Consider the following 16,355-nt stretch of genomic DNA (forward strand, 5'->3'; position numbering starts at 1 on the left):
CCATCTACGCTGGTGGGGACATGAAGAACACCAGCACCCGACTCCTCCTCACCTGCGCCGCGATCGGTGTCGCCGGTGGCATCGTGTTCTCGATCAGCGCGTACGTCTCCGGAACGCTCGCCGCGGCGGCTCCGATGTTCTACGGCGCTGTGATCGGCGTGTACTTCCTGCCCGGCGTCATCGCGCAGGCGCTGCTGCGTCGCGGCGGCGTTGCGCTGATCACCTCGGTGATCGCGGGACTGGTGTCCGTGCCGTTCCAGCCGATCGGGTTCGCGGCGGTGATGGCGGCGGGGTCGATCGGGCTGCTGCAGGAGCTGCCGTTCGCGGTCACGCTCTACCGCTACTGGCGGGCGTGGCTGTTCTACGCCGCCGTGACGATCGCCGGACTGGTGTTCGGGATCGGCGTGTTCGTCGCCCAGGGCGCCGAACAGACGCAGCCGTGGGTGCAGGTGGTGCACATCGGGCTGTTCGTGGCGTCGCCGATCCTGTTCACCTGGGCAGGCCGTGCCGTTGCCGCCGGGCTCGACCGCACGGGAGCCGGTCGCGGCCTGCAGCTTCCGATCGTGCGGACGAGGCGCGGGCGCGACGGCGGCGCAGGCTCCGACGCGCTGCCGATGGTCGCGGCGCCGACGTTGCAGCTCTGAGCACCGTGGCAGCAGAGCCCGCGCCGCTCTCGGTGCGCGGGGTGCGCATCCGGCACGACGGCGCAGACCAGTGGACTCCGGACGGCGTGACGTTCGAGCTCGTCCCCGGCGACGTGCTGCTCGTGCTCGGCCCGAGCGGCTGCGGCAAGTCGACGCTCGCGCTCGCCCTCAACGGACTGGTGCCGCACGCGGTTCCGGCCAGTCTCGACGGCTCTGTCCGCGTGGCGGGCGTGGACACGGTGGATGCCAGGGTCGCCGAACTGAGCGAACACGTCGGCACCGTATTCCAGGATCCGGATGCGCAGCTCGTCACCGCCACCGTGCTCGACGAGGTCTGCTTCGGGCCGGAGAATCAGCTCGTTCCCGCGCCCGCTGTGCTGCGGCGGGCAGAGGCGGCGCTGCGGGCGGTCGGGCTCTGGGAGCGCAGGGCCGACAACCCGGACACGCTCTCCGGCGGAGGGAAGCAGCGACTCGCCATCGCGTGCGCACTGGCACTGGAGGCTCCTGTGCTCGTGCTGGACGAACCGACCGCGAACCTCGACCCGGCGGGCGCGGAGGAGGTCTACGCGGTCCTCGGTGCGTTGACAGGGCCGGGATCGACGCGGTCGGTGGTGCTGGTGGAGCACAACCTGGATGCGGCCCTCCCTGTGGTCGACACGGTACTGGTGCTGGACCGCGACGGTCGCCAGGTGGCGCACGGCCCCGCTGCCGAGCTGTTCCGCGAACGCGCGGAGGAGCTGGCGGCGCTGGGCGTCTGGCTGCCGGTCGCGACGCTCGCGGGGCTGCGGTTGCGCGCGGCAGGGTGGGAGGTGGAGCGGCTGCCGGTGACGATGGACGAGCTGAGCGAGTTGGCGGCAGGGCTGGATGCGGGGGTGGCGGCGGGGGCGGATGCGGGGGCGGACGCGGACGCGGGGGCGGACGCGGCGCGAGACGCGCATCCCGATTCCGTCGACGCCGCAGCGGCCGTGGAGGTGCGCGGCCTGGACGTGCTGCGCGGCACGCGGGAGGTGCTCCGGGAGGTGAGCCTGCGCGTCGGGCGGGGCGACTTCGTCGCCGTGCTCGGGGCGAACGGGGCGGGGAAGACGTCGCTCGTGCAGGCCATCGCCGGCGTGGTGCGGCCTCCGCGCGGGACCGTCTCGGTCGGCGGCGTCGACCCGGCGCGGGCGAGCGTTTCCGCGCTCACCGCTGCCGTTGGCTTCGTGTTCCAGAATCCCGAACACCAGTTCGTGGCCGACTCGGTCGAGGACGAGCTCGCGTACGGTCTGCGGGTCCGGCGTGCACCGGCCGACGAGATCGCCCGCCGTGTCGACGCGATGCTCGCCACCCTCGATCTTTCCGGCCAGCGCGACGCGCATCCGTACCTCCTCTCCGGCGGCCAGAAACGACGGCTCTCGGTCGGCACCGCGCTGATCGCCGGCGCTCCCGTGCTGGTGCTCGACGAGCCGACGTTCGGGCAGGACCGCGCACGCGCCACCGAACTGCTCGGGATGCTCGCCCGCCTCAACGCTGCAGGGACCACGGTGATCATCGTCACCCACGACCTGCAGCTCGTCGCCGAGTACGCCACCCACGCCGCGGTGCTCGCCGACGGAACGCTCGCCGCATACGGGCCGACCGCGCACATCCTCAGCGACGTCGCCCTGCTGGAGCGCAGCGGTCTGCGACAACCGCCGCTCGCTGCCGCGTTCAGCGGCGTGCCAGGGTGGGGTCACGTGACCAGGCTGGCCGACCTGCCGGGCGCGGAAGGGCGCGAGACCGGCACCGGCACCGATGCCGAGTCCGACACCGACGCCGACACCGGCACCTGGACCGACGCGGCAGGCACAGGGGCCGACCCGGCATGACCTTCCTCTCCCCCGACCAGCACGGCGCCTCCGCCACCGCATCGCGCGGCCGGTTCCTGCATCACCTCAACCCGCTGGCGAAGGTCGCCGCCGTGCTTCCCGCGTGGGTGGCGCTGCTGTTCACGCGGGACATCGTCACGCCGCTGGTGTTCGTCGTGCTCGGCGTCCTGCTCATCCTGGTTGGCGCTCGGTTGCGACCGGCGATCGTGGTCGGCTTGCTCGTCGTGCTTCCGGCCGTGGTGCTGGTGATGGCTGTGAGTTTCGGATTCTGGACGGACGCATCCAGGGTCGCCGACCAGCGCATCCTGTTCTCGGTCGGCGCGTACGACTACACCGTCGGCGCGTTCGCGGTGGGGCTGGCGACGTCGCTGCGGCTCGGCGCTCTCGTGACGCTCGCGCTGATCGGCGGCCTGACGACCACCGGCCCCGACCTGGCCCGCGCGCTTGTGGCGCAGCTCCGCATCCCGTACCGGATCGGGTACACCGCCATTGCCGCGTACCGCTTCCTCCCCAGGTTCGGCAGCGAGCTGACGCTGATCCGGCAGGCGCAGCGGGTGCGCGGGGTGGCAGGTGGATGGGGTCCCGTCGCGGCCGTTCGGCGTGCGTTCGCCTCCGTGGTTCCCCTGCTGGCGTCGTCGATCAGGCACGCGGAGCGCATGGCGCTGGCGATGGAATCGCGGGCGTTCGGCGCGCATCCCACCCGCACCGAGCGCACGCCGTCGCGGTGGCGGGTGCGGGACACGGTGTTCGTCGCGGTGGCGGTCGTCGTCACCGTGGCGGTCTTCGTCCTCTGACCCACCCCGCCCGCCGCACGACTCGTGCCGAACGTGCGGTGCCAGCGCCCACGACCGCACGACACGCACGAGGCGTGCGCGGTCGCGCGCGCACGACTCGTGCCGAACGTGCGGTGCCAGCGCCCGCGACCGCACGACACGCACGAGGCGTGCGCGGCGGCGCAGCGCGGCGCGGCACCATGAGGAAGGGCGACGGTCAGGCGGCAGCCTTCGCCACGAGTGCGGCGATTGCCGCAGCCGTCTCGTCCGTCACCTGTTCCAGCGCGTACGAGGTCGGCCAGAACCCGTCTGGTTCGTCGAGGGCCGCGCTGACGCTGAAGCCCAGGGTCGAGTAGCGCGTCTTGTCCATCAGGCCGCTGCGGAAGAAGACGATGACCTTGCCCGCCTTCGCCCATCCAGGCTGGGCGTAGTAGAGCCTCGGCTGCAGCTCAGGGGCCACATCGGAGACGATCGCGTTGACACGCTCGGCCATGGCGCGGTCGGATTGCGGCATCTCCGCGATCTTCGCCTCGAATTCTGCCCGCTCGGCCGCCGCCTTCTCCTCTGCGCTCGCCCGACGGGCCTGCGCCTTCAGCTCGGCCGCGCGAGCCTTCATGGCGGCTCGCTCCTGAGCGGAGAACGTTCCCGCATCCGCTGATGACGTATCCATCGCGCGCTCCTCGCGTCTCGGCACGGCCAGTCGATTCGCTGACCTGGCGCCACGCTAACACGAGCCCCAGCGCTGATCGGCGGCATCCCGAAATACAATTCCGGCCCTGCTCCCGCGCCCGGGCAACCGCCCACAGCGGGGCCGCCTAGGACACGTGCGCGGCGGACTCCAGGGCGGGCAGCGCCGCAGCCAGGGCGGCGACCTGCTCGGGCGTGAGCTCGGCGAGGATCGACTGGACCGTCCGGGCGCGGTCGGAGCGGGCGCGCAGCAGGAGCTCGATCCCGGCCTCCGTGCCGCTGACGAACGAGGAGCGGCCGTCGTCCGGGTCCGGTTCGCGCTGCACCAGGCCGCGGGCCTCCAGGTCGGAGACGACGCGGGTGATGGTCGGTGCGGCGACCACCTCGATCGCGGCGAGCTCGCCAGGCCGCAGCGGCCCGCGCCGCACGATGGTGGACAGCGCCGAGAGCTGGCCGTGGCTCAGGTCGCCGGTGGAGGAGCGCATCCGGCGGTTGAGGCGGCCGACGGCGAGCGCCAGCCGACCGGCCAGATCGTCGTCCGCGAGCGTGGAGCGGCCGTCGCCCGCATCGCCGTCTGTCACCATGAACGCTCCTGAACGCTATGCGCGGCTCGCACCGACTTCCTCGCCTTCTTCGCTGACCGCCTGCGATTCGGCGATCTTCTCCTCATGAACATACTTGCCGCCGCCTGCGAATGAGGCGATAGCTCCGATGATGCTCATGATCGCGGCCGCGACGAACACGACCACGAGGCCGTCGTGGAACGGTCCGGAGATGAGCTGGGGGAAGAACTCCTTGCCGGTGAGGGTCGCCGCATCCACGTGGGGGCTGCTGAGCACGCCGGTGGGGCCGAGCAGGCTCGCGATCGGGTTGTAGCCGAGGAACGCGGCGAACAGGCTGCCGACCGGGGGCGTAGCGCCGATCTGCGTCGCGACGGCGTGCGGAACGCCGTGGGTGGTGAGCCCGTTGGTCAGCGCGGTCGGAAGGGCGACGGACAGGCCGGCGATCATCAGCGAGAAGAAGATGCCGATGGACAGCGAGCTGCCCGCGTTGAGCGCGACGCCCGCCATCCCGGATGCGGCCCCTCGCTCGTTGGCAGGCACGCTGTTCATGATCGCCGTGCGGTTCGGCGACGAGAACAAGCCGGAGCCGATGCCGTTCAGACCGGTGAGCACGGCGAACTGCCAGTAGTCGAAGTTGACGGGGATGAACAGCAGCCCGATGAACGTCAGAGCGACGAGGGAGAGACCGACCGTCGCGAACGCACGGGAGCCGAACCGGTCGGAGAGCGCGCCGGAGATGGGACCGGCGATGAGGAAGCCGATCGTGATCGGCAGCATGTAGATGCCGGCCCAGAGCGGCGTCGACTCGTAGCTGTAGCCGTGCAGCGGCAACCAGATGCCCTGCAGCCAGATGATCAGCATGAACTGCAGACCGCCTCGCCCGATCGCGGCGAGGAACCCGGCGAAGATTCCCGACGAGAACGACCGGATGCGGAACAGGCGCATGTCGAACATCGGCGACGTCACCCGCAGCTCGATCAGCACGAACGCCACCAGCAGCAGGATGCCGCCGATGATCGCGCCGAGCACCCACGGGTTTCCCCAGCCCTGCGAGCTGCCGCCGTACGGCTGGATGCCGTACGTGATGCCGGTGAGCAGGGCGATGAGGCCGACGGCGAACGTGGCGTTGCCGAGCCAGTCGATGCGGCCCGGGTTCTTCTGGCCGACCTCGTGCAGCGACTTGTACGACCAGATCGTGCCGACGATGCCGATCGGCACGGACACGAAGAACACGGCCCGCCAGTCGATCTCGGCGAGGATGCCGCCGACGATCAGGCCGATGAAGCTTCCGGCGATGGCGGCGACCTGGTTGAGACCGAGGGCGAACCCGCGCTTGTTGGCGGGGAACGCATCCGTGAGGATGGCGGTCGAGTTCGCGAACAGTGCCGCGCCGCCGATGCCCTGCACGAACCGCCAGACGATCAGCCACATGGCGGCCGGTCCCCCGGTGAACGGGTCGAGCGACAGCGCGATGGCGGCGACGGTGAAGATCACGAACCCGGCGTTGTAGATCTTGACCCTGCCGTACTGGTCGCCCATGCGCCCGAACATCACGACGAGCACGGCGGTGACGAGCATGTAGCCCATCAGCATCCAGAGCAGGTAGGAGACGTTGCCCGGTTCGAGCGGGTTGAGCTTGATGCCGGTGAAGATGGCGGGGAGGGAGATGATGACGATCGACGAGTTGATCGTCGCCATGAGCATCCCGAGCGTGGTGTTGCTGAGTGCGACCCACTTGTAGTGCGGGTGGTCTTTGCTGAACATGCCGGTGCGAGGCAAAAGAGGGCATCCTTCGAGTTGGTTTATATGCATTAACTATATAACTCGATGGATGCGAAAGGAATCAGGGCGTTCGGCGACCGGATCACATCCCTCGTCTCACGCCTCGAGAACGCGCGGCTGGAGACCTGGTTCGACGACAGGGACGGCTTCGGTTCGATGCGGCTCTCCGACGTCTCTATCCCGACGGATTGCTCCGTCATGCTGTGCGGACCGCTGCCGTTCATGAAGGCGATCATGAACCAGACACGCGAGCTGAACCTCTCCGCGAGTCGCGTCTCCTACGAGGTCTTCGGGCCGGACTCGTGGCTCGCGCACTGACGGCCCTCCACGAACTCGTCCACGACCTCCAGCAGTTCCCTTCTCGCCAGGATTCGGAAATGGCCGCCGACCGGCAGTTCGATGTTCTTCGCCCCGTCGAGTTCGCTTCCGCCTGGGATGTGCGGATCGAACCACCCGTAGACCGAGACGATCCGCGCGTTCGCCGCGCTCTCCGCAGCGAGGCGCACCAGTGCCTCGTCGGTCGGCGCGAGTGCGCGCAGGCTGCGCGTCGGGAGGAAGCGCGCGTACACCGAGCCCGAGAACGGCGTGCTCACCGCGACTGTCAGGCGCACTCGCGAGCCGGCATCCGACGACATCAGGCGCTTCGCCACCAGACCGCCCTTGCTGTGGGCGACGATGGTTACCTTCTGCAGACCGTGCTCAGCGAGATAGCCGGCGGCCAGCTCTGCCGCATCGTCGATGGTCGACCCGTTGCGGCCGAGCGCGGTGACGACGTGCACGGAGTGTCCCCGGTCGTGCAGGTGGCGGGCGAGCGGCAGCATGAATCGCCACGTCTCGAAGATGCCAGGAAGCAGAAGCACCGTGGATGCGTCGGGTCGCCCGACTGCGAGCACGGCCGGATCGTCGCGTCGGAAGGCGGAGCGCACCTGCTGGCGCACGGCGTACACGTAATCGAGCGCCCAGATTCCGGCTTGGCGGAGGACGGTCCCGGCCGGGCCGAGGACGCCGCCTGCTGCACGGCGGGTGTGGGCGCTCACCCTTGATTCCTACACCTCCGCACTGCCACCTGGATAGTCAGCCTGCTTATAATCGGTGCAGTCAGAGCCCACAGAGGAGTCCCGATGCCCCCCACCCGCCGCCCCTGGCTGCGACGCACCGCGCGCATCCTGATCTCGGTCATCGTCGTCATCGCACTGGTGCTCGTCGGCTTCCTCGCCTGGGCGAACACCCCGATGATGGGTGTGCGCGCCAGAGCGATCGACGTGTGGACCAACCCGGCGGTGAGCATCACAGACACGGGAGACTCCGTGCTGCTCGCCCCGACCGGCACTCCGTCCGGTCAGGGCCTGGTCTTCATCCCCGGCGCGCTGGTCGACCCGTACGCCTACCTCTACAAGCTCGCAGGGACGGTGGAGGACACCGGTCTGACCGTCGTCGTGACCAAGCCCACCCTCAACCTGGCGTTCTTCGACCAGCGGCCGCTGTCGACTTTCACCGCGCACGCCCCCGGCGTCTCGTCCTGGTTCGTCGGCGGCCACTCCCTCGGCGGCGTCCGCGCGTGCCAGCTCGCCGACGACCCCGGGGCGGGCAGCCCGAAGGTCGACGGCCTCATCCTGTTCGGCAGCTACTGCGCCAACGACCTCAGCGGCACCGGTCTGCATGTGCTGTCGATCGGCGGAGGAGACGACGGGCTGAGCACCCCGGCGAAGATCGCCGCCGCCAGACCGCTGCTGCCGCAGAACGCCACGATGGTGGAGATCCCGGGGATGAACCACGCCCAGTTCGGCGACTACGGGCCGCAGCCAGGCGACAACGAGCCGGGGATCACGAACGCGCACGCCCGCGACCGGCTGACCACGGCGCTCACCGCGTTCCTGACCAGCACCTCCTAGCGGCCGCCAGCGGACGAGATACCAGTAACTGCGCCGAAATCACCCGATCGCGGCGCAGTTGCCGGCATCTCGCAGTCCGGGCCGGCGCGCTTAGAAACCCTCCGCGCGGCGCGGCGTGTACGGGGCTTCGATGGCCGCGCACTCCTCCGCCGTGAGGGACAGCTCCACCGAAGCGACCGCATCCACCAGGTGCTGGTGTTTGGTCGCGCCGACGATCGGTCCCGTCACCGCGCCCTGCTGGCGCACCCACGCCAGAGCGACCTGCGCCCTGGAGACACCGCGCGCCTCCGCGACCCCGGCGACCGCCGACACGATGCGGCGGTTCGACTCTTCCTCTGCGCGGTACAGGGTCGCACCGAACACGTCGCCGGCCGAACGCTCCGTCGCCGTGCCCCACTCGCGGGTCAGCACCCCGCGGGCGAGCGGCGACCACGGGATGACGCCGACGCCCTGGTCGACGCACAGCGGATGCATCTCCCGCTCCTCCTCGCGCTGCAACAGGTTGTACTGGTCCTGCATCGAGACGAACCTCGCCCATCCATTGGCCTGGGCGACCTGCTGCGCCTTCGCGAACTGCCACGCCCACATCGAGGACGCGCCGATGTAGCGGGCCTTGCCGGAGCGGACGACGTCGTTCAAAGCCTCCATCGTCTCCTCGATCGGGGTCGACGGGTCCCACCGGTGGATCTGGTACAGGTCGACGTGGTCCGTTCCGAGCCGGCGGAGGCTGTCGTCGATGGCCGACAGGATGTGCGCCCGCGACAGGCCGGCGCGGTTCGGGCTCTGCCCCATCCGGCCGTGGACCTTGGTGGCGATGACCACGTCGTCGCGCTCCGCGAAGTCGGCGAGCGCCCGGCCGACGATTTCCTCGCTGGTGCCGTCTGAGTACACGTCGGCCGTGTCGAACGTCGTGATCCCCGCCTCAAGAGCACTCCGGATGAACGGCCTGCTCGCCTCCTCGTCGAGGCTCCAGGGATGCGCGCCCCGCTCCGGCACGCCGTAGCTCATGCAGCCGAGGACGACCGCCGAGATCTTCAGGCCGGTGCTGCCGAGGTTGACGTACTCCATGTGTGCTCCTCACTCTCGCGCTCACTCCGCGCTCACTCCACGCCCGCCTAACCGTACCCCCGCCCCGCAGCCATCGAGCCCAGGCTTTTTCACGCTAAACCGCGCTCGAACGGTGAAGAAGCCTGGGCTCGATGGCTGCGGGTGGCGCGCTTAGGATGAACCGGTGGACAGGGAGCGCGTGGACGCGGACGAGCAGCGGCCGGAGAACTGGCCGATCGGCCGACTGCTGGGCGTCGCATCCCGAGCGGTGGAGCGAAGCTGGGCGCAGGCGCTCGAACAGCGCGGGCTCACCCACGCCGGGCTCATCGTGCTGCACTTCCTGGATGCGGGCATCACGTCGCAGGCCGACCTCGCACGTCTCGCCCGGGTGGAGGCGCAGACGATGTCGCGCACCGTCGACCGCCTCGAACGGGAAGGCCTGGTCGCGCGCTCGCCCCACCCAGGCGACCGGCGCAGGCACGCGCTCAGCATCACCGCCGCCGGACGCGAGGCGTTCGCCGGGGCGAAGGACCTGGAGCAGGACGTGTTCCCCGCCGTCGACGATCCGGATGCGTTGCGCGCGGCACTGGTGCAGATCGTCGCCGCGGTGGGCGAGCGGGAGTGAAGAGAGGCGACAGCGCTCGGTGCGCCGCTCAGCCCTCCGCCGTTCAGCCCTCCTCCGGCACCTTCACGATCAGGCTCTTCGGGTCGATCCACGTCTTGATCGCCGTGGCGCTGCCGAACAGGTCGCCGTCGAGTTCCACGTCTTCCGGGCGGCTCAGGCGCAGGATGAACTCGCTGCCCTTCAGATAGTTGAGGGCGCGCACCTCCTTCGACATGCTCAGCAGCCGACGTCCCGCCGAGGTGCGGCGCAGCACGCCGTTCTCCCAGAAGACTTTCGCGACGATCTGCACCCAGCCGATGAAGCCCTCCGGGCGCAGGACCACGATGTCGAACTCGCCGTCGTCGACCGCGGCGTCCGGCAGCAGCAGGATGTTGCCAGGCAGCGAGCCGCAGTTGCCGATCATCACGGTGTGCGCGCGCAGCGAGTGCGTCCGTCCGCCGTCGAGCTGGTAGCGCAGGTGCAGTTGGTTCTTGTCGCGGAGCACCGTTCCGATCGCCCGGACGTATGCGAGCCAGCCCGCCTTCTTCTTCAGGTCGTCGTCGGTGGCCGCCAGCATCTTAGCGTCGATGCCGAGCCCGGCCATCACCAGGTAGGAGCGCCTGCTCACCGTGCCGTCCGCATCCCGGATGTCGGCGACACCGACATCGATCGGCCTGTCGTCTCCGTCGAATGCGGTCTGCAGGGCGTTCTCGACGTCGTCGAGGGTGAGGTTCAGGTTGCGGGCGAGCAGGTTCCCCGTGCCGGACGGGAGCAGGGCGAGCGGCGTGTCCGAGCCCTGCAGCACCTCGGCGACCGTGCGGACCGTGCCGTCGCCGCCCGCCGCGATGACCACATCCGCCCCGCGTTCCAGCGCTTGCTTCGCCTGGCCGGTGCCGGGGTCGTCCTCGGTCGTCTCCAGCCAGATCGTCTCCCCCCAGCCGTAGCGGGACTCTGCCGCCTCCACGACCGCGCGCACGGCGGGCAGGTCGACCTTGATCGGGTTCACGACGATGGCTGCGGTCTTCAGGGAGTCCTCCTCGAACGGCGACGCCGAAAGATCGGGTCACGCGCGACACTACTGGCGCACGGGGCCAGGCGGAACCGGCGCACGGCACATCCACGGCATGAAAAGCTGGGTGGATGCACGTTCTCGACAATCCCGCCTGGCACGCTCTCATCGGGGCGCAGCGCTCTCTGGCCATCGGAACACCGGACGCGAAGCGCTTCCGCACCGACGTCTCCCCGTTCGCGGCCGTCGCCGACCCCGACGGGCCGCTGGATGCGCTGGGCGGCCTGATCGGGCTGGGCGCGGCCGGGAGCGACGGTGATGGCGACGGCGACGGCGACGGTGACGCTGACGACACGCTCGGCGTTTTCGGCGCATCCACCGGCCCGGACGGCTGGGAGACGCTCGGCGCATACGACTGCTGGCAGCTCGTCTACGAGCACGACACCGTGCCGGAGCTGCGGCCGCTCGGCGACGACGCTGCGCTGGTCGAGCTGGACGACGCGGACGTTCCGGATGCGCTCGACCTGGTGGACCGCACCAGGCCGGGGCCGTTCCTGCCCCGCACCATCGAGTTCGGAGGCTACCGCGGCGTGCGCGTCGGCGACCGGCTCGCCGCGATGGCGGGGCAGCGGATGCGGCCGGACGGGTGGTGCGAGGTCAGCGCGGTCTGCGTCGACCCTGAGTTCCGCGGGCGCGGCTTCGCGGCGACGGTGATGGTCGAGGTGATGCGTGGCATCATCGCGCGCGGCGAGCGCCCCTTCCTGCACGTCGAGGCGACGAACGAGCGGGCGATCGGCGTGTACGAGGCGCTCGGCTTCACGCGACGGCGGCGGGCGAACATCCTGGTCTGCCGCCCGCGCTGAGCTGCAGCCGGTTCGCGCGGTCTCGGGCGGGGCCAGCGGCTACTTGTTCTTGCCGTTCCCGTTCCCGTTCCCGTTGTTGTTGCCTTTGCCCTTGTTCCCGTTCCCGTTCCCGTTCCCGTTGTTTCCCGGCGTCGGCGCAGGCGTGGTCGCCGGTGGAGAGGTGGTCTCCGCTGGAGGCGTCGTCGCCGGAGTCTGGGTGGTGACAGGGGCGACCGTCGGCGCGAGGCTGGGAGTCGTCGACGGGGAGTGCGTGGCCGGGACCGTCCCTGGCGAGGTTCCGGACGGAGCGAGCAGCGCGCCGAGGCCGATGCCCCCGGCGACGAGCACCACCACCACGGCCCCGATCACTGCCGCGACGACTCCGCGGCGACGCTTCGGGGGCTCCAGCAGGGCGGTCGGCGCGTCAGCGGCGTCCCCTGCCACGGCGCTCCCGTGCAGTGCCACGGTCGGCGCCGGCGGCCTCGGAGGCTCCGAGGCGTCCCGACGCGTCATGGCGACCGTCGGCACATCCTCGGCGCCCGCATCCGCCGCAGCACCCGCATCCCACCCCGCCAGTTGCGGCGCCAGCTCCCTGGCCATCACGGCGGTCTCCATCGCCGTTGGCCGCAGCGTCTGGTCGCGCGCCGTCATGGCCGCGAGCATCCCGCGCCAGTCGTCCGGCAGGGTGCTCGGGATGCGCGGATCGTGCGCCGCTCGCGCGCTCACCGACTCCACGGGCGTGCCGGGGTACGAGCGTCGGCCGGTGAGCGCTTCGAGCAGCACGAGGCCGAGGGAGTAGATGTCGGCGGGCGCTCCTGGCTCCGCGCCCGCCACCTGCTCCGGGCTCAGGTAGGCCGCCGTGCCGATGACGGTGCCGTCTGTCGTGAGGCGTTCCGCGCCGATCAGGTGCGCGATGCCGAAGTCCGCGAGCTTGGCGTGCAGCCGACCGCCTGGCACCGTCGAAGCCGGCAGCAGGATGTTGGCGGGCTTGAGGTCTCGATGCACCATTCCGGCGTCGTGCACCACCACCAGCCCCTCGGCGATCTCCGCTGCCAGCTCGGCCGCCTCCGCGCCGGTCAGAGGTCCGTCGTCCAGACGTCTGCGGAGGTCCGTTCCGTCGACCAGCTCCATGACCAGGAAGCTCGGTGTCGCATCCCCCTCGACCGCCAGGTGCGCGTCGTGCAGGGTCACCAGGCTCGGATGGCTGAGCCGCGCGAGCAGCGTCGCCTCTGCGCGACGGCGCGCGTCGTCGACCGCGGTCCCCGGCGCGAAGAGCTTGACGGCGACGAACCGGCCGAGCTGGCGGTCGAGCGCGCGGTACACCGTCGCCATGCCCCCTCGGCCGAGCGCATCCCTCAGCTCGTAGCGGTCCAGCAGCACACGATCGTCCACCGTGCGAGCATACGCGCGACCCTCACCCTCGCGGCCCTGGCCGTGAATCAGCCGAAAGTGTCGGCGTCCTCCCTTGTCAGATCCGCGAACGTGGGTTGAGTGAGAGCTGTGAGTGACGAGACCGAGGTGCCTGACCGCCCAGAGACGGGCGTCCTCGAGGCGCTCCAGGTCTACCGGGCTGCGGAAGCGGCGATGCGGAGGCGCACCGGCGCCGCGATGGGCATCGGCGACAGCGACCTGCTCGCGCTGCGGTTCATCCTCGACCGGCGCGCGGTCGGCCGGGTGACCGCATCCAAGGATGTCAGCGCCTACCTCGGCATCTCCAGCGCATCCACCACCGCCCTCATCGACCGGCTGGCCAAGGGCGGATTCGTGGAGCGCAAACCGAGCACCGTCGACAAGCGCTCCATCGAAATCGTGCCGACCGCGGCTGCGCTCGGCGACACAGGTCCGATGCTCGAGGCCGCGCAGACGCAGATCGAGGCGGCGACGGCGGAGCTCAGCCCGGAGGAGGCGGCGACCATCACGCGGTTCCTCACCAAGATGCGCGAGACGGTAGACCGCATCTCGACCAAGCCCCGGCATTCCTGACGCGCGGGCAGGCGCGCCAGGCGGCTCGCGCGAGTAAAGCAGGAAAATCCGTCAAGTCAAGGGGATTGCTAGGCAACTGAACTAGTAGTTCTGTGGTGTCGTCAAGGAAAGGACACCTCTGCCATGAACATCCTGCTCATCGTGATCGCCATCATTGCGATCATTCTTCTGCTGACCGGCGGATTCGTGCAGTCTCTGAACTTCCTGCTCTGGGTCGGCATCGTCCTGCTCGTCATCGCCGTGATCGTCTGGCTCGTCAGGATGCTCACCGGCAGCCGACGCGCCTGACCGGGAGGGAGACACTGTGAGTCTCGGAACCGGAATCGTCCTGTTCGTCATCGGCGCCATCCTGGCGTTCGCGCTGAACCTGCAGGTCGCCTGGATCGACCTCCATCTGGTCGGCTACATCCTGATGGCCGCCGGCGCGATCGGCATCATCATCGGCATCGTGCTGCTGACCCGCCGCCGCCAGTCGGTCGCGACCACGCGCACCGCTGTCGACCCCGCCTCCGGCGAACGCGTCACCCGTCGCACCAGCGACACCGACGACCCCATCGTCTGAACCCCCAAGTAGTAATCGAGTCCGGAGTTATGCACGCTCGCGCCCGGCGCGTCGCGTGCATAACTCCGGACTCGTTTGCGTCTACATGGTGTCGAGGATGGACGTGAGGTGGGCGAACGTCGTGGTCGGGTTGACGATGGCGAACCGGGTGTTCGGCCGTCCGTCGTGCGAGCTGGGCGTGACGAACGCGCGCTGCTCGTCGAGGAGCCTGGCCGACCAGCGGGCGTAGTCGTCACGGGTCCAGCCGTCGCGCTCGAACACCACGACGGACAACTGCGGCTCCCGCACCAGCCGGAAGCCGTCGCGCGACTCGATCTCGCGGGCGATCCGCTGCGCCAGGTCGAGGGATGCGGTCACCGCCTCGCGGTACGCCGCGGCGCCGTACGTGGCGAGCGAGAACCACAGCGGGAGCCCGCGCGCCCTCCTGGTGAGGTGCGCCGCGTAGTCCGACGGGCTCCACTCTGTGGTCTCGGTGAGAGTGTCAAGATACTCGGCGTGCTGGGTGTGCGCGCGACGACCAGCCTCCGGGTCGCGGTAGATCAGCGCGCACGCGTCGAACGGCGCGAACAGCCACTTGTGCGGGTCGACGATCGCCGAGTCCGCCCGCTCCACCCCGGCGAACCGGTGCCTGGCGGCCGGCGACAGCATCCCGGCCAGCCCGTACGCGCCGTCGACGTGCAGCCAGAACTCGTAGTCGTCCTTCAGCGCTGCGATGGATGCGATGTCGTCCACGATGCCGAAGTTGGTCGACCCTGCCGTGGCGACGACGGCGAACACGGATGCGCCGTGCTCGTCGAGCGCTTCCCGCACGTTCGCGCCGGTGAGCATCCCGCTGTCGTCCGGTCGCACGGGCACGACCTCCACATCCATCACCCGCGCCGCTGACGCGATGGAGGAGTGCGCCTCTGCGCTGCAGACGATCTTCCAGCGGCCGTGGCCGAGCCGGTCTCCGCGCTCGGCGCGCGCGTGCTCGCGGGCGGCGACGAGCGCGGAGAGGTTGCCGAGCGTGCCGCCCTGCACGAACACGCCGCCAGCGGTCTTGGGGAGGCCGAATTCGGCGGCGAGCCAGGCGAGCACCTGGTTCTCGGCGAAGACCGCCCCCGATCCTTCCAGCCACGAGCCTCCGTAGACGGCGCTCGCGGACACGACCAGGTCGAACGCGGTGGCCGCTTTGGTCGGCGCCGTCGGGATGAACGACAGGTACTGCGGGTGGTCGGTGGTGATGCACGCGGGAGCGAGCACGTGCTCGAACAGCGCCAGTGCGCGCTCGGCGCCGATCCCGCCCTCGACCACGGTCTGCCCGGCCAGCCGGTTCAGCTCCGCCTCGGAGAGCGGCTTGTCGAGCGGGGTGTCCGTGCTGAGGATGCGCCGCCGCGAGTAGTCGAGCACGAGGTCGACGAGCCCGCGGGTCTCGTCGGAGACGGCGTGCATCCTGGTCGGCGTGGCGTCGGCGTTGCGTGTATCCATGTTTTCCTCTCGGGCCCCCAGCAGACTCTCACAACACTTCGGCACTCTTTCGCCGCTGCGCGCAACGATCGGGCGCATCCACCCCGTAGTACGCAACACTTCGCCGCACCCTCGTGCGGTTGACTGGTCGGATGCACGACCACGCCCTGTTCTTGAACGGTACCGTCGGCGTCGGCAAGTCCGCCACAGCCGACGCTGTCAGCACGCTTCTGATCGAGCGCGGCGTGCCCCACGCGATCATCGACCTCGACGCCCTGCGCGCCGGGTGGCCGGCTCCCTCCGGCGATCCGTTCAACAGCGCACTGGAGCTGGCGAACCTGAGCGCGGTCGCCGCGAACCACCTGGCGGCCGGGGCTCGCATCCTGGTGCTCGCCGGGGTGATCGAGGACGCAGCAGCTGTGCGGCACTACGAAGACGCGATCGGCGACCTCCCGCTGACCGTCGTCCGACTCACGGTCGACCCCGACGTCGGCGCGGCCAGGCTGCGCGTCAGGCACCGAGACGACGCGGCGGGTCTCGCCTGGCACCTGCACCGCCACGGAGAGCTGGATGCGGTGCTCGCCTCCGCGGGCATCCCCGGTCCGACGGTCGACACCACCACCGCATCGCCGCGACAGGTGGCCGAGACGATCCTGACGCTGGTCGGCTGACCGCGG

The 16,355-nt window shown here is 70.2% G+C and carries 19 protein-coding genes; 11 read left to right on the plus strand and 8 right to left on the minus strand.

Translation table 11 applies throughout. From position 1 onward, the window contains the following. The first annotated feature begins 20 nt into the window (after positions 1–20). The 3 genes from ACYVGI_RS02920 to ACYVGI_RS02930 are packed head-to-tail and all read left to right on the plus strand — an operon-like array spanning position 21 to position 3,282. On the plus strand, positions 21–644 hold the full coding sequence (locus ACYVGI_RS02920; RefSeq protein ID WP_460631155.1) for an ECF transporter S component: 624 nt from the start codon (positions 21–23) through the stop codon (positions 642–644). 5 nt (positions 645–649) lie between these two features. Continuing rightward, the gene (locus ACYVGI_RS02925) at positions 650–2,488 is read left to right on the plus strand and encodes an ABC transporter ATP-binding protein (RefSeq protein ID WP_460631156.1); all 1,839 of its coding nucleotides are present in this window, start codon (positions 650–652) and stop codon (positions 2,486–2,488) included. Next, positions 2,485–3,282: an energy-coupling factor transporter transmembrane component T family protein gene (locus tag ACYVGI_RS02930; RefSeq protein ID WP_460631157.1), complete on the plus strand. Its 798-nt coding sequence runs from the start codon at positions 2,485–2,487 to the stop codon at positions 3,280–3,282. The genes ACYVGI_RS02925 and ACYVGI_RS02930 overlap by 4 nt, the downstream gene beginning before the upstream one ends. A 196-nt stretch (positions 3,283–3,478) precedes the next feature. On the opposite strand, the gene ACYVGI_RS02935 is transcribed toward ACYVGI_RS02930, so the two are convergent. The 3 genes from ACYVGI_RS02935 to ACYVGI_RS02945 form a co-directional block, all read right to left on the minus strand. Further along, positions 3,479–3,931 (minus strand): DUF1801 domain-containing protein, encoded by a 453-nt coding sequence (locus ACYVGI_RS02935; protein ID WP_460631158.1) that lies wholly within the window; start codon positions 3,929–3,931, stop codon positions 3,479–3,481. 145 nt (positions 3,932–4,076) lie between these two features. Then, positions 4,077–4,532: a MarR family winged helix-turn-helix transcriptional regulator gene (locus ACYVGI_RS02940; protein WP_460631159.1), complete on the minus strand. Its 456-nt coding sequence runs from the start codon at positions 4,530–4,532 to the stop codon at positions 4,077–4,079. A 15-nt stretch (positions 4,533–4,547) separates the two neighbouring features. Then, entirely contained in the window at positions 4,548–6,275 is a 1,728-nt protein-coding gene (locus tag ACYVGI_RS02945; RefSeq protein ID WP_460631160.1) for an MFS transporter, read from the minus strand. A 63-nt stretch (positions 6,276–6,338) separates the two neighbouring features. Between ACYVGI_RS02945 and ACYVGI_RS02950 the strand changes: the two genes are divergently transcribed. Beyond that, complete coding sequence (locus ACYVGI_RS02950; RefSeq protein WP_460631161.1) at positions 6,339–6,611, plus strand: hypothetical protein; 273 nt, start codon at positions 6,339–6,341, stop codon at positions 6,609–6,611. Here the strand turns inward: ACYVGI_RS02950 and ACYVGI_RS02955 are convergent. Further along, the gene (locus ACYVGI_RS02955) at positions 6,572–7,330 is read right to left on the minus strand and encodes an esterase/lipase family protein (protein WP_460631162.1); all 759 of its coding nucleotides are present in this window, start codon (positions 7,328–7,330) and stop codon (positions 6,572–6,574) included. The genes ACYVGI_RS02950 and ACYVGI_RS02955 overlap by 40 nt on opposite strands. Before the next feature lie 84 nt (positions 7,331–7,414). Here ACYVGI_RS02955 and ACYVGI_RS02960 point away from each other — a divergent pair, with 84 nt between their 5' ends. Further along, complete coding sequence (locus ACYVGI_RS02960; RefSeq protein ID WP_460631163.1) at positions 7,415–8,185, plus strand: alpha/beta hydrolase; 771 nt, start codon at positions 7,415–7,417, stop codon at positions 8,183–8,185. A 90-nt stretch (positions 8,186–8,275) separates the two neighbouring features. On the opposite strand, the gene ACYVGI_RS02965 is transcribed toward ACYVGI_RS02960, so the two are convergent. After that, positions 8,276–9,253, minus strand: a complete 978-nt coding sequence (locus ACYVGI_RS02965) for an aldo/keto reductase (protein ID WP_460631164.1) — start codon at positions 9,251–9,253, stop codon at positions 8,276–8,278. Between the two features lie 163 nt (positions 9,254–9,416). Between ACYVGI_RS02965 and ACYVGI_RS02970 the strand changes: the two genes are divergently transcribed. Beyond that, on the plus strand, positions 9,417–9,857 hold the full coding sequence (locus ACYVGI_RS02970; RefSeq protein WP_460631165.1) for a MarR family winged helix-turn-helix transcriptional regulator: 441 nt from the start codon (positions 9,417–9,419) through the stop codon (positions 9,855–9,857). A gap of 43 nt (positions 9,858–9,900) precedes the next feature. Here ACYVGI_RS02970 and ACYVGI_RS02975 read toward each other — a convergent pair whose 3' ends face one another. After that, on the minus strand, positions 9,901–10,842 hold the full coding sequence (locus tag ACYVGI_RS02975; RefSeq protein WP_460631166.1) for a diacylglycerol/lipid kinase family protein: 942 nt from the start codon (positions 10,840–10,842) through the stop codon (positions 9,901–9,903). Positions 10,843–10,976: 134 nt separating this feature from the next. Here ACYVGI_RS02975 and ACYVGI_RS02980 point away from each other — a divergent pair, with 134 nt between their 5' ends. Continuing rightward, positions 10,977–11,708, plus strand: a complete 732-nt coding sequence (locus ACYVGI_RS02980; protein ID WP_460631167.1) for a GNAT family N-acetyltransferase — start codon at positions 10,977–10,979, stop codon at positions 11,706–11,708. A 39-nt stretch (positions 11,709–11,747) separates the two neighbouring features. Here the strand turns inward: ACYVGI_RS02980 and ACYVGI_RS02985 are convergent, their stop codons facing one another. Continuing rightward, positions 11,748–13,079 carry a serine/threonine-protein kinase gene (locus ACYVGI_RS02985; protein WP_460631168.1) on the minus strand — a complete coding sequence of 444 codons (1,332 nt, stop codon included), beginning with the start codon at positions 13,077–13,079 and terminating at the stop codon, positions 11,748–11,750. Positions 13,080–13,187: 108 nt separating this feature from the next. Here ACYVGI_RS02985 and ACYVGI_RS02990 point away from each other — a divergent pair, with 108 nt between their 5' ends. From ACYVGI_RS02990 to ACYVGI_RS03000, 3 genes are all read left to right on the plus strand, one after another. Then, positions 13,188–13,670: a MarR family winged helix-turn-helix transcriptional regulator gene (locus tag ACYVGI_RS02990; RefSeq protein ID WP_055898551.1), complete on the plus strand. Its 483-nt coding sequence runs from the start codon at positions 13,188–13,190 to the stop codon at positions 13,668–13,670. Positions 13,671–13,793: 123 nt separating this feature from the next. Further along, positions 13,794–13,958 carry a hypothetical protein gene (locus tag ACYVGI_RS02995; protein ID WP_387237647.1) on the plus strand — a complete coding sequence of 55 codons (165 nt, stop codon included), beginning with the start codon at positions 13,794–13,796 and terminating at the stop codon, positions 13,956–13,958. 16 nt (positions 13,959–13,974) lie between these two features. Continuing rightward, the gene (locus ACYVGI_RS03000; RefSeq protein ID WP_055898548.1) at positions 13,975–14,232 is read left to right on the plus strand and encodes a DUF6458 family protein; all 258 of its coding nucleotides are present in this window, start codon (positions 13,975–13,977) and stop codon (positions 14,230–14,232) included. Positions 14,233–14,313: 81 nt separating this feature from the next. Here ACYVGI_RS03000 and ACYVGI_RS03005 read toward each other — a convergent pair whose 3' ends face one another. Next, positions 14,314–15,699 carry a pyridoxal phosphate-dependent decarboxylase family protein gene (locus tag ACYVGI_RS03005; RefSeq protein WP_460631169.1) on the minus strand — a complete coding sequence of 462 codons (1,386 nt, stop codon included), beginning with the start codon at positions 15,697–15,699 and terminating at the stop codon, positions 14,314–14,316. Positions 15,700–15,830: 131 nt separating this feature from the next. Here ACYVGI_RS03005 and ACYVGI_RS03010 point away from each other — a divergent pair, with 131 nt between their 5' ends. Next, complete coding sequence (locus tag ACYVGI_RS03010) at positions 15,831–16,349, plus strand: hypothetical protein (protein WP_460631170.1); 519 nt, start codon at positions 15,831–15,833, stop codon at positions 16,347–16,349. Positions 16,350–16,355 lie beyond the last annotated feature (6 nt).

It is taken from the genome of Leifsonia lichenia (genome assembly GCF_054780215.1).

Excerpts from the sequence above, each read along its gene's own strand:
- ACYVGI_RS02950 (WP_460631161.1), top strand. The coding sequence starts at position 6,339 with ATGGATGCGAAAGGAATCAGGGCGTTCGGCGACCGGATCACATCCCTC.
- ACYVGI_RS02930 (WP_460631157.1), top strand. The coding sequence starts at position 2,485 with ATGACCTTCCTCTCCCCCGACCAGCACGGCGCCTCCGCCACCGCATCG.
- ACYVGI_RS02945 (WP_460631160.1), bottom strand. The coding sequence starts at position 6,275 with ATGTTCAGCAAAGACCACCCGCACTACAAGTGGGTCGCACTCAGCAAC.
- ACYVGI_RS02965 (WP_460631164.1), bottom strand. The coding sequence starts at position 9,253 with ATGGAGTACGTCAACCTCGGCAGCACCGGCCTGAAGATCTCGGCGGTC.
- ACYVGI_RS02935 (WP_460631158.1), bottom strand. The coding sequence starts at position 3,931 with ATGGATACGTCATCAGCGGATGCGGGAACGTTCTCCGCTCAGGAGCGA.
- ACYVGI_RS02940 (WP_460631159.1), bottom strand. The coding sequence starts at position 4,532 with ATGGTGACAGACGGCGATGCGGGCGACGGCCGCTCCACGCTCGCGGAC.
- ACYVGI_RS03005 (WP_460631169.1), bottom strand. The coding sequence starts at position 15,699 with ATGGATACACGCAACGCCGACGCCACGCCGACCAGGATGCACGCCGTC.
- ACYVGI_RS02960 (WP_460631163.1), top strand. The coding sequence starts at position 7,415 with ATGCCCCCCACCCGCCGCCCCTGGCTGCGACGCACCGCGCGCATCCTG.
- ACYVGI_RS02920 (WP_460631155.1), top strand. The coding sequence starts at position 21 with ATGAAGAACACCAGCACCCGACTCCTCCTCACCTGCGCCGCGATCGGT.
- ACYVGI_RS03010 (WP_460631170.1), top strand. The coding sequence starts at position 15,831 with ATGCACGACCACGCCCTGTTCTTGAACGGTACCGTCGGCGTCGGCAAG.
- ACYVGI_RS02995 (WP_387237647.1), top strand. The coding sequence starts at position 13,794 with ATGAACATCCTGCTCATCGTGATCGCCATCATTGCGATCATTCTTCTG.
- ACYVGI_RS02980 (WP_460631167.1), top strand. The coding sequence starts at position 10,977 with ATGCACGTTCTCGACAATCCCGCCTGGCACGCTCTCATCGGGGCGCAG.